At 59.7% G+C, this 10375-nt stretch carries 10 protein-coding genes, 1 tRNA gene and 1 pseudogene; 5 read left to right on the forward strand and 7 right to left on the reverse strand.

What is annotated here, in order from left to right; genetic code table 11:
- Positions 1 to 703: amino acid ABC transporter ATP-binding protein (locus I5W_RS16960; protein ID WP_044530101.1), on the forward strand; the 703-nt coding region annotated here is incomplete at its 5' end.
- Positions 704 to 890: 187 nt separating this feature from the next.
- Positions 891 to 1928, forward strand: a complete 1038-nt coding sequence (locus I5W_RS16965; protein WP_044530102.1) for a porin — start codon at positions 891 to 893, stop codon at positions 1926 to 1928.
- Between the two features lie 109 nt (positions 1929 to 2037).
- On the opposite strand, the gene I5W_RS16970 is transcribed toward I5W_RS16965, so the two are convergent.
- Entirely contained in the window at positions 2038 to 2709 is a 672-nt protein-coding gene (locus tag I5W_RS16970; RefSeq protein WP_044530103.1) for a TetR family transcriptional regulator, read from the reverse strand.
- A gap of 342 nt (positions 2710 to 3051) precedes the next feature.
- On the opposite strand from I5W_RS16970, the gene I5W_RS16975 reads away from it, so the two are divergent.
- On the forward strand, positions 3052 to 3495 hold the full coding sequence (locus tag I5W_RS16975; RefSeq protein ID WP_017450485.1) for a carboxymuconolactone decarboxylase family protein: 444 nt from the start codon (positions 3052 to 3054) through the stop codon (positions 3493 to 3495).
- A gap of 93 nt (positions 3496 to 3588) precedes the next feature.
- Here the strand turns inward: I5W_RS16975 and I5W_RS16980 are convergent, their stop codons facing one another.
- From I5W_RS16980 to I5W_RS31410, 4 genes and pseudogenes are all read right to left on the reverse strand, one after another.
- The gene (locus I5W_RS16980; protein WP_085946783.1) at positions 3589 to 5271 is read right to left on the reverse strand and encodes an electron transfer flavoprotein-ubiquinone oxidoreductase; all 1683 of its coding nucleotides are present in this window, start codon (positions 5269 to 5271) and stop codon (positions 3589 to 3591) included.
- Positions 5272 to 5292: 21 nt separating this feature from the next.
- Positions 5293 to 6498, reverse strand: a complete 1206-nt coding sequence (locus I5W_RS16985; RefSeq protein ID WP_044530104.1) for a cytochrome P450 — start codon at positions 6496 to 6498, stop codon at positions 5293 to 5295.
- A 3-nt stretch (positions 6499 to 6501) separates the two neighbouring features.
- Complete coding sequence (locus tag I5W_RS16990) at positions 6502 to 7722, reverse strand: acyl-CoA dehydrogenase family protein (RefSeq protein WP_044530105.1); 1221 nt, start codon at positions 7720 to 7722, stop codon at positions 6502 to 6504.
- Positions 7723 to 7744: 22 nt separating this feature from the next.
- A pseudogene (locus I5W_RS31410) lies at positions 7745 to 7918 on the reverse strand (acyl-CoA dehydrogenase); the annotation flags it as partial.
- A 12-nt stretch (positions 7919 to 7930) separates the two neighbouring features.
- Here I5W_RS31410 and I5W_RS30045 point away from each other — a divergent pair.
- Entirely contained in the window at positions 7931 to 8374 is a 444-nt protein-coding gene (locus I5W_RS30045; RefSeq protein WP_252717067.1) for a hypothetical protein, read from the forward strand.
- Between the two features lie 350 nt (positions 8375 to 8724).
- Complete coding sequence (locus I5W_RS16995) at positions 8725 to 9720, forward strand: GNAT family N-acetyltransferase (RefSeq protein ID WP_044530106.1); 996 nt, start codon at positions 8725 to 8727, stop codon at positions 9718 to 9720.
- A 158-nt stretch (positions 9721 to 9878) separates the two neighbouring features.
- On the opposite strand, the gene I5W_RS17000 is transcribed toward I5W_RS16995, so the two are convergent.
- Both I5W_RS17000 and I5W_RS34265 read right to left on the reverse strand, forming a co-directional pair.
- Positions 9879 to 9954, reverse strand: a tRNA-Thr gene (locus I5W_RS17000).
- A complete protein-coding gene (locus tag I5W_RS34265) occupies positions 9910 to 10188 on the reverse strand; it encodes a helix-turn-helix domain-containing protein (protein WP_081584705.1) in 279 nt (92 codons plus the stop codon). The genes I5W_RS17000 and I5W_RS34265 overlap by 45 nt, the downstream gene beginning before the upstream one ends.
- Positions 10189 to 10375 lie beyond the last annotated feature (187 nt).

Here is a 10375-nt window from a genome sequence, read left to right on the forward strand (position 1 = left end):
CAAGGGCATCGACATCGACGTCCATGCCGGGGAAGTGGTAGTCATCCTGGGCCCCTCGGGCTCGGGCAAATCCACCCTGCTGCGCTGCATCAATCACCTGGAGAGCATCGACCAGGGCTACATCCTGCTCGACGGTGAGCAGGTCGGCTATCGCCAGCACGCTGGCCGGCTGCGCAAGTTGAGCCAGGCCGAGCTGTCACGGCAGCGGCGCAAGACCGGGATGGTGTTCCAGCAGTTCAATCTGTATCCGCACCTGACGGCCTTGCAGAATGTGATGGAAGCCCCTCTGCACGTACACCACCGCGAACGCGGCGCAGTCGAGCAAGAGGCCCTGCAACTGCTGGAACAGGTCGGGCTGGCCGCCAAGGCCCATGCCTATCCGCGCCAGTTGTCGGGAGGCCAGCAGCAACGGGTGGCCATTGCCCGTGCGCTGGCGGTCAAGCCGCAACTGCTGTTGTTTGACGAACCCACCTCGGCACTGGACCCGGAACTGGTCGGCGAAGTGCTGGCCACCATGCGCAGCCTGGCCGAACAGGGTTTGACCATGATCGTGGTCACGCACGAGATCGGTTTTGCCCGTGAGGCGGCTGACCGGGTGATCTTCATGGATGGCGGCAAGGTGCTGGAAGCCGGACCACCCGAGGAAGTCATTGCCCGTCCCCAGCATGGGCGCACCCGTGCATTCCTGAGCCGCTTCCTGTAGCACCCCGGCAGACCTGGCGTCTGCCTTTGACCTGCACTGCCCTATCCCGCTACATCGCCGCCGCGCACGCCGGCGCGGCGCGAGGCAAAGGCGCGCCTTGCGGTGCTGTGGCGGGAGCCGAAGGTGGACCAGAACAACATCCCTCGAAGTACCGAATACCTTTTTTATCACTCAGGAGAACAATGACATGAAACTGCGTATATCTGCTTCATCGCTGGCGGGCACCTTACTGTGCCTGTGCGGCAGCGCTGCGGCGCAATCGAGCGTGGCCGTGTATGGCGTGGTCGATGCCGGCCTCACCTGGGAGTCCGAGCGCCATCGCGCAGGCAGCAGCACTTCCCTGGTCTCTGGCGGTAACTCGGCTAGCCGCCTGGGCTTTCGCGGCAGCGAGGAACTGGGCCAGGGATGGAAGGCGCTGTTCGTGCTCGAAAGCGGTTTTTCGCTAGACGATGGTGCGCTCGGCCAAGGTGGCCTGCTATGGGGACGCAAGTCTTTCGTGGGCCTGTCAGGGCCGTATGGCACGCTGACGCTGGGGCGGCAGGATAGCCCGCTCTATGACTATGCGGCTCCGATGGACCCGCTCAGTGGAGCGCTGGCCTTCACCCGGATCTTTACGCAGGCGAACAAATACCGCCGCGATAACAACACGATCAAGTACGCCAGCCCGACACTGGGAGGTTTCAAGGGCCAACTGGCCTACAGCTTTGGTGAAACGGCAGGTACCAGTGCCAGCGGCCGCCTGCTGTCGGCCGGCCTCAACTATACGCGGGGTGCAAGCAGCTCCAGCCTGTCGATGCAGAACATCAACAGCCAGGCCGTGGGCAATGCCGGCATCAAGACCGTGCGCCTGGTCAATCTCGGCACGCGCTACGATTTCAAGGTGGCAGCCGTATCACTGATGATGCAGACCAATAAATCCAACGAGGGCGCCAAGGCGATGGATAGCCGCGATTTCCTGGCGGGGGTGAGCGTGCCGTTGGGAGCGCACAAGATCTCAGCCAGCGTGATGGTGCATAAGGACAGGAAGCAATCCAGCGGCGATGCGCGGCAATTGGCCTTGGGCTATACCTATGGGCTGAGCCCGCGTACCCATCTCTACGGAGGCATAGCGCATATCAGCAACAACAAAAGAGCAAGATTCGGCTTGGCAAGCTTGGCCGAAGGTGGCGCGTCGGATGGTTCGGATCCCATGCTGTATACGGCGGGGGTGAAGCATATCTTCTGATCTGGCGGCTCACTCCACGCCGCAGTGTTTGCTGCGCGCTCCATCAAACCTGGCATTGGCATCCATCAAAAAAGCTTGCCGCATCAGCGGCGTGGCAAAAGCAACTGCATCATCGGTACAGGAGCGTCGAATCCGTATGCATCACGTCGCTACGGAGCGCGCCGCTCTTGTCCCGTATCGCGGCCAGAAAAGTTGCCACGATCGGCTTGCCCTCCACACTCAGGCTGAACGCGGTCGGTTCGACCACCCATGCCCGCAGCAGTCCATCGATGAGCGCCCACAGGCCGAGCGCCGCGTTGCGCACGTCGACGCGATCAGCTACGTGGCCGCTCTCGATGGCCGAGCGCAGCTTGCTTTCGGCATGTACCATCCATTGGGCCGTCATCTCCGCGCGGCGCGTTCGTACCTCGCTCATGTCATCCACGTATTCGACCTTGAGCGTGGCGATTTCGAATACCCGCCGCGCCCTGAGGTCGGTCTCGGCCAGACGAAACACGATCAGTGCATATTTCTCCAGATCGCCCAACGGATCATGCGCACCGGATTCGTTCAACGCCTGCATCGCCGACTCGAAGGGCATCTTTGCACGATGCAGCATGGCGCCGAAGAGATCTGCCTTGTCCATGAAATGCCAATAAATCGCGCCCCGCGTCACCCCTGCCGCGTCGGCGATGTCTTGCAGGGTCGTGCGCGAGACACCGCGCTGGACGAACAGGCTTTCGGCACAGTCAAGGATCTTGTCGCGCGTGGCCATCGCGTCGGCCTTGGTTCGACGAGCCATTCATCCATCTCCGTTCGAATTATTGTCGATGAGGGGCGTGTCGTTTCATCCTCACCAGCCAATGGCTGCACATCAACAAATATGAACATTGGTCAATTAAAGGAACGACACTCAAGAATTCTCCAATACTTTCTCGACAATTTAAATGAACACCGTTAAAAAATTCTTCCCCCTCCCCGCCTGCGCAGATTTCCATCTTATCCAGACTCATCCGGCGCCCAAGGACATATTCCTATAAATGAACATTGTTCATTTTACCGTTGCGCGCCATTGATGTTGGTCATAGAATGCATCAACCCGTTCGCCCATGCGGTCGTCATTCACTACCAATGAGGAGCAGCAATGAGCCACCCCGATTTCGAAGCAAGCGCGCACTACCAGCAAGGCCTGAAGTTAGTAGAAGAGATGTTTGGCGACCAGTTCCGCAAAGGCATGGAGGCTTCCGCCAACTCCGGCGGCTTCGCAGCCGATACCGCTGCGATCGCGCTGGAGATGGCATTCGGCGCCGTCTGGTCGCGTCCCGGTCTGGAGCGCAAGCAGCGCAGCCTGGTGACCATCGGGATCCTGATCGGCATGGGCAAGCCGCGCGAACTCAAGAACCATATCCGTGCCGGCGTGCGCAATGGCTTGACCGTGCTCGAGATCCAGGAAGCGCTGATCCAGTCCGCACCGTATGCCGGTTTCCCCGCACTGGCCGAAGCCATTGAAGCGACGGTCGAAGTGCTGATCGAACTGGGGATCATCGACAAGGGCAGCAAGACCGCCAAGGACCGCGGCATGTTGTGAGATTTCCCCCGGCCCGTTTCCGCGGCCGGGTGGTGTGAAAACGCCTACAACGACAAGGCGATGTCGGCAGCATGATGGGCGATGCGTCGATGCTCACATATTGGGATAATTCGGCCCGCCCCCGCCTTCTGGCGTCACCCAGACGATATTCTGGGTCGGGTCCTTGATGTCACATGTCTTACAGTGAAGGCAATTCTGCGCATTGATCTGCAGGCGCGGCCTTCCCTCTTCCACGCCGACGAACTCATAGACACCGGCCGGGCAATACCGTTGCTCTGGACCGGCAAAATGATGCAGGTTAAGGTCGACGGGCGTGGCAGCCGAGCGCAGCGTCAGGTGGACCGGCTGATCCTCGCTGTGGTTGGTGTTCGAGATGAATACCGACGACAGGCGATCGAAGCTGATCCTGCCGTCCGGTTTCGGGTAGCGGATAGGCGCGAACTCCGACGCGGGGCGTAGGCATTCGTGGTCGGCGTGTTTGTGGCGCAGCGTCCATGGCGCCTTCCCGCGCAGCAGCAGCTGGTCGATGCCGACCATGAGGGCGCCCTTGTACAGGCCTTGCGCCATGAAGGGCTTGAAATTGCGTCCCTTGTACAGTTCTTCGTGCAGCCACGATGCCTCGAAGGCAGCTGGAAACGCAACGAGTTCGTCGTGGGTACGGCCGCCAGCCAGCGCGTCGAAGGCGGCCTCGGCGGCCAGCATCCCCGTCTTCATCGCCGCGTGGCTGCCCTTGATCCGCGACGCATTCAAAAAACCGGCATCGCAGCCGATGAGCACACCGCCAGGGAAGGTCAATTTCGGCAGCGACTGCAGGCCACCGGCGGCGAGCGCGCGCGCGCCGTATGCCACGCGCTTGCCGCCCTCGAAGAACTTGCGGATCTCAGGATGCGTCTTGTAGCGCTGGAATTCCTCGTAGGGCGATAGATACGGATTCTGGTAGCCCAGGCCGACTACATAGCCGACCGCCACCTGGTTGTCCTCGAGGTGATAAAGGAAGGAACCGCCGTAAGTTGCCGCGTCGAGCGGCCAGCCAGCAGTGTGAATGACCAGTCCCGGCTGATGTTTGGCCGGATCGATCTCCCACAGCTCCTTGATACCGAGCGCATAGGTCTGCGGGTCGCGTCCCCGATTCAGGTCATACTTCGCCATGAGCTGCTTGCCGAGGTGACCGCGTGCGCCTTCTGCGAAGAAGGTGTATTTCGCGTGCAGTTCCATGCCGAGCTGGAAGGCATCGCTGGGATGGCCATGCCGGTCGACGCCCATATTACCGGTAGCGACGCCCTTGACCCTGCCCTTGTCGTCATACAGTACTTCCGCCGCAGGAAAGCCGGGGAAGATCTCCACGCCCAGCGCTTCGGCCTGCTCGCCCAACCAGCGCACGACGTTAGCCAGCGAAATCACATAATTGCCGTGATTCTGGAAGCAGCCGGGCAAGGCCCAGCCCGGCGTCCTGTAGGCTTTTTTGTCGGTCAGGAACAGGAAGCGGTCTTCGCTGACGGGTGTCTGCAGCGGGGCACCCAGGTCTTTCCAGTTGGGGAACAGCTCGTTCATCGCGATCGGATCCATGACCGCACCGGAGAGGATGTGGGCGCCTACCTCGGAACCTTTCTCGAGGACGCAAACGGATATCTCCGTTGCCTGCTGGAGCGCGAGCTGCTTGAGGCGAATGGCGGCGGCGAGGCCGGCAGGGCCGGCACCGACGATCACGATGTCGTATTCCATCGCATCGCGTGGGCCGAATTGTTCGAGGAGCTTGGTTGTCTCTGCCATATACATGAAAAAATCAAAAGCCGGTGTTTAGGCGGGCTTGCTCCACTGCAGCTTGAGCGTCACCATCGCATTCGTGGTACCGGTCGTACAGCGCGGTTTGTTGTTCGGATCGATCCAGAATTCCGGGATGCGCCGCAGCCATTCTTCGATAAAGACACGGACTTCCATGCGCGCAAGCCCAGCTCCGGGGCAACGGTGGGGACCATCGCCGAAACCAGCATGGCGCTGGACCTTGCGGCGGATATCGACTTTGAGCGGGTCGGGAAAGCGGCGCTCGTCCAGGCCGTGCAGGGTTTTGGGCAACATGATCAGTTCGCCCGCCTTGAACTGCAGACCCTTGTACTCGAAATCATGGGTGATCACGCGAGTCGTCTGGGGGACGGGGTACCGACGCAGGAATTCCTCGATTGCCGGCCCCATCAGCGCCGGGTCGGCCACCAATTCGCGACGCAGCTGCGGCTGCTCGGCGAGGCATCTGGCGACGAAGCCCAGCGTGGCGGCCACGGTATCGAGTCCACCGAACAGCACATTCGACAGCATGCCGAAGGTCTCCTGTGGCGTGTATTCGCGGCCGTCGACACGGGCATTGACGATCTTGCTGAACAGGTCGGTGCCGGGTCGTGCACGGCGTTCAGCAATCCATTTTCCGACATACGCCTGCAGCCCGGAGAATGCCGCCACCTGATCGGCCGGGCTGCGTGCGCGCACCGATTTCTCGGTCAGTTCCAGCAAATGGTCGCGGTCTTCCATCGGCAGGTTCACGAGCTGCAGGAAAATGGCAATCGGCAGCCGTTTGGCAAACTCATCGACGAATTCGCATTCGCCGCGCTCAATGAAACCGTCGATCAGGGAATTGGTCAACGCCCGTACATCAGCTTCGAGCTCATGGACGGGTTTCGGTCCGAACGCCGGCGACAACAATGCGCGGAATGGCGTGTGTTCGGGTGGATCGAGCTCAAGCGGGACCAGCGGCACGTGGTCAGGTCTTTTCGGCACCGACACCACCGCATGCGAGAACCGTGCGTGGTCCATCTGCATGACGTCGATATCTTCGGCGCGCGTGGCAATCCAGTAGCCGCCATGCCTGGGAGTCCAGACGATGTCGGGCCCATCGTGCAGTTTGGCCCACGCCAGGTGGACGTCGTCTTCGAATCCTTCCGGTGCATCCTTGTCGAAGTCGATGACGACGTGCGGAGGAACATGTTGCGGAATGGTGAAATTTTCGATTGGCATGGCTCAATCCTTGGCAAGGGTGAGGGATAGATTTTTTGCTGCTGTGTCAGCGCAACGCCCAGACATGGCCGCGCGTGCCTCGTCCTGGATGTGACATGCATAGCGTTTCAGGTGAAATTCCATATTCCCGAACTGTGCATCGAGCATCAGCAGGCGACGGTAATGGTGGCCGACCTTGTATTCGTCGGTGATGCCATAGCCGCCGTGCAGTTGAATGCCTTGCGTGGTGACGAAGCGGGCGCTGCGGATGAGCTGCGCCTTGCATCCGGAGACCGTCACGCCCTGCGCGGCGCCGCCCTGCGTCAGCGCCGCCCATCCGCGGTGCAGCGTGGCCCTTGCTTGCGACAGTTCGATCGCCATGTCGGCCATACGGTGCTGCAAGGCCTGGAAGCTGCCGATGGCGACGCCGAATTGCTTGCGGGTCTTGAGATAATCGGCGCACAGGGCGATCGTGTCTTCCATGCCGCCCACCAGCTCGGCATTAAAGGCGACGATCGCTTCATCGACCGCTGCCTGCAGGACGGACAGCGCCCCGCCGACGGTGCCGACGACGGCACTGCCGTCCACGCAAGCGCCGTCGAAGACGATGTCCGCCGCCGGCGTACCGTCTAGCAAGCGGGTCGGCACCACACCCACGCCGGGTCCGCACGGATCGACCAGGAACAGCGTCAGACCCTGCGGGTCCTGGTCGGCGCCGGCGGTGCGCGCCACCACCAGCAGCCTGTCGGCCACAGGCGCGCCGACCACCAGCGTCTTGTGGCCGTCGATGCGCCAGCCATCGCCGCTATTGGTGGCGCGCGTCTTGACTGATGCGAGGGTGCCGCGGGCCTGGCGCTCGCTATGGGCGACGGCAAACAGCGCCTGCCCCGAAATCAGTTCCTCGAGAAGCGCGGCCCTTTGCCCGCCTTCCCCGCCTTCCCCGGCGCGTACCAGCAGTGCAGCCGGGAACACGCCACATGCGACGAAGGGCTCCAGTACCAGGGCCCGCCCCAACTGCTCGGCAACCAGCCCCGTCTCGACCGGGGAAAAGCCCAGCCCGCCGTACTGCTCGGGCACAGCGACGCCGAGCCAGCCCATCTCGGCGATGGCCTGCCAGGTCTCGCGACGGAATCCACCCTCATCGTTGGCGCGCGCGCGTCGCAGTTCGAACGGGTAACTCCTCTGGACGTAGCGGGCCGCACTGTCCTGCAGCATCTGCTGCTCTTCGGTCAGGTCAAAATTCATCTGTCATCCTCGGATCTGGGCCTCACAGGCTGAACATCGCCTTGGCGATGATGTTGCGCTGAATTTCAGCGGTCCCGCCGTAGATCGTGCAAGCGCGCCGGTAGAACAGCTCGGCGGCCAGGCCGGGCGCAAAATCCGGACCGGGAAAAGTGCGGCCGCGCAACGCCAGGTCCTCGTTCGGGTCCGGGTAGAACACCATATTCGCTACGTGGTGGCCAACCCTTCCGCCTATCTCTATCTGAACGATGAAAGGCCAGTGCCCCCCACCGCCACCTGCACCACCGTCAACCGATGGGAATACGGCCTCGGCAGCACATTTCCCAGGTATGTGCAGCCCCCGCTGAATCCGCAAGCCGTCCGCGAACGCTATTTCGCCAAAGATATCATCTATCTTTTAGGCACCGCTGATAACGACCCCCATCATCATCAACTCGACAGGAGCTGCGCCGCAGAGGCTCAAGGGCCGACACGATTTCAACGCGGACTGGCTTATGTGGAGAGGATGAAAGCAAGTGGCGCTCTGCACCAGAGCTTGCTGGAGGTTCCAGGCGTTGGTCACCACAGTTCGCAGATGTTTGCCTCCACCTGTGGCGTGTCAGCTCTATTCGGCGACGGTAGCTGCGGGGACACGCCGCAAACCACTTCCAGATGAAGTCCCATGCCGGTGGGAGTATACGAGTGACATCCAACTGGTTGGGGCCTCATCCTATCCTTCTGAGTAAGTGCTATTCACTTGAGTGAAGATCTAGGCGCATTGTCCGTGGAATTGCCTTTGACGGCCGCTATCGGCCGAGGCTGTGTAAAAACAGAGCCTCAGCCCGACATCGAGAAAATTGAATGCAGGTCGATCTGAGAGGTCGATTTTTCAATTGATTAAGAATTCCTACGTTTTTACACAGCCTCGGCCAAGAGCGGACCTCCGCTAAGACATTGCCGCCTTAGCCAATTTATGATGAGATTTCGATCACTCCTCCCCCCACTTTCGATTGCCGTCAGAACTCAATGTTTGCCGCCTTCATTCAGTCCCGAGAATCGGATCTTGAACGCCTTGTCGATATACGTATTGCTGCTATGCGGGAGAGTTTAGAGAGGGTCGGTCGATTTGATGCCCAGCGCGTGCGTGAACGTTTTACATCGACGTTCACGCCAGAAACCAGCTATTTCATCATGATCGATGGCCATGCCGTCGGCTTTTTCTCACTGGATCGCCATCATGATGCCCATGTCCTCCGACACTTTTATATCCTTTCGCAATACCAGCGCCGGGGAATCGGAGCGCAGGTTCTCAAGCGCGTTCTGGCTGATGTCAGCCGCAAGGGATGCCCAGTCAAACTCACTGCCCTACGCGAAAGCGACGCCAATCGTTTTTATCTAAACAATGGTTTTTTGCAGGTGGGGGAGGAAGAGTGGGACATTTTCTATGCCCATCGACCCAAGGGAGTGACGTTATCATCGACTAACAACGAGATCGGATCCATTCGATGGCTGGGCTGGACAGACCTTCCGCATCTCGATGTTGTTTTGCGCGAGCATGTGCGCGATCTGCACACGGGTCAAATTGTAGAGTCCGAGATCGCTTCGATCAAAGCCCACATGGAGGGTGGTGCAGACGATGAGGGGCGGTATCGCAGCTATCTGGTCGCTTGCGACCCGGCAGGATTGCCGGTCGCTTGCATGGGCCTGTCACGGCCGGATGCGCGAATGAGCGCCCATGTTGCCATGACTGCGCCGGATGCGTTGGAATTGCTCAACGTGTTCGTTCGTCGCGATTTCATGCAGACCAAGGGAATCGGACGATCATTGTTGTCGGCAGTATATGAAGAGGCCACGGCGGCTGGCGCCTCTCGGCTGCTGGTCAACAGCGGCCCGCGTTACCTAGCGAGTTGGGGATTCTATGATCACATGTTCGATAAAGATCACGGAATGCTTATTGATTATTACGGGACGGGGCGACACGCAAAGGTTTGGAGCAAGGTGCTGCAGAAACCGGGAATATAAAGGTCAGCAATCGGTCAGCAGCCGACATGGCCAATAAAAAAAGCCCGCAATCGCGGGCTTTTTTGGGGCCATAAGCCTCCCATAGGGCAATTCTATTACCCAGAGAAGAGTCTATTACCCAATTAGGTTTGCGGCATAAGCCGGAAACCCTTGTGTGCTGGTGCTGATGGGCGGAATCGAACCGTCGACCTACTGATTACGAATCAGTTGCTCTACCAACTGAGCTACATCAGCTGAAGGAGCGCGATTATAACCTTTTCTTGTTTCTTCTTCTAGTGCAAGACATTCCAACATTTGTTCGGCTGAAACTCCGGCCGCCTCAGCGATTGCCTTCGCGGCCTTAAAACTCGGCAAACGCTCGCCCCGAGCGTACTTGTCTAGGGTCGGCTGGGGGATTCCCCACTGCTTAGCGAGCGAATTCACCGACTTGCCATCCAGCGCCATTTTCAAAATTTCTGCGTAGCTCATCGATTTTCCTCTTGCGCAATTAATCCAAATGAAGTAACTTTGAGTTAATTCGAATGGATTAACTCTTTTTGGGGTTACTCTGTTTGGACCAACAATACCACAAATCGAGGGGAATCTCAGTGGCGTATCAGATCGGCGTCTTACTAGCGGCAATTGTTCCAGTGACTTGGTTCTGGCCGATCTTGAA

Origin of the sequence: Herbaspirillum sp. B65 (assembly GCF_000333555.1) — a bacterium.
In the GTDB taxonomy this organism is placed as follows: Bacteria; Pseudomonadota; Gammaproteobacteria; order Burkholderiales; family Burkholderiaceae_D; genus Herbaspirillum; species Herbaspirillum rubrisubalbicans.

Excerpts from the sequence above, each read along its gene's own strand:
- I5W_RS16975 (WP_017450485.1), top strand. The coding sequence starts at position 3,052 with ATGAGCCACCCCGATTTCGAAGCAAGCGCGCACTACCAGCAAGGCCTG.
- I5W_RS34265 (WP_081584705.1), bottom strand. The coding sequence starts at position 10,188 with ATGAGCTACGCAGAAATTTTGAAAATGGCGCTGGATGGCAAGTCGGTG.
- I5W_RS16965 (WP_044530102.1), top strand. The coding sequence starts at position 891 with ATGAAACTGCGTATATCTGCTTCATCGCTGGCGGGCACCTTACTGTGC.
- I5W_RS16985 (WP_044530104.1), bottom strand. The coding sequence starts at position 6,498 with ATGCCAATCGAAAATTTCACCATTCCGCAACATGTTCCTCCGCACGTC.
- I5W_RS16980 (WP_085946783.1), bottom strand. The coding sequence starts at position 5,271 with ATGTATATGGCAGAGACAACCAAGCTCCTCGAACAATTCGGCCCACGC.
- I5W_RS16970 (WP_044530103.1), bottom strand. The coding sequence starts at position 2,709 with ATGGCTCGTCGAACCAAGGCCGACGCGATGGCCACGCGCGACAAGATC.
- I5W_RS16990 (WP_044530105.1), bottom strand. The coding sequence starts at position 7,722 with ATGAATTTTGACCTGACCGAAGAGCAGCAGATGCTGCAGGACAGTGCG.
- I5W_RS16995 (WP_044530106.1), top strand. The coding sequence starts at position 8,725 with ATGTTTGCCGCCTTCATTCAGTCCCGAGAATCGGATCTTGAACGCCTT.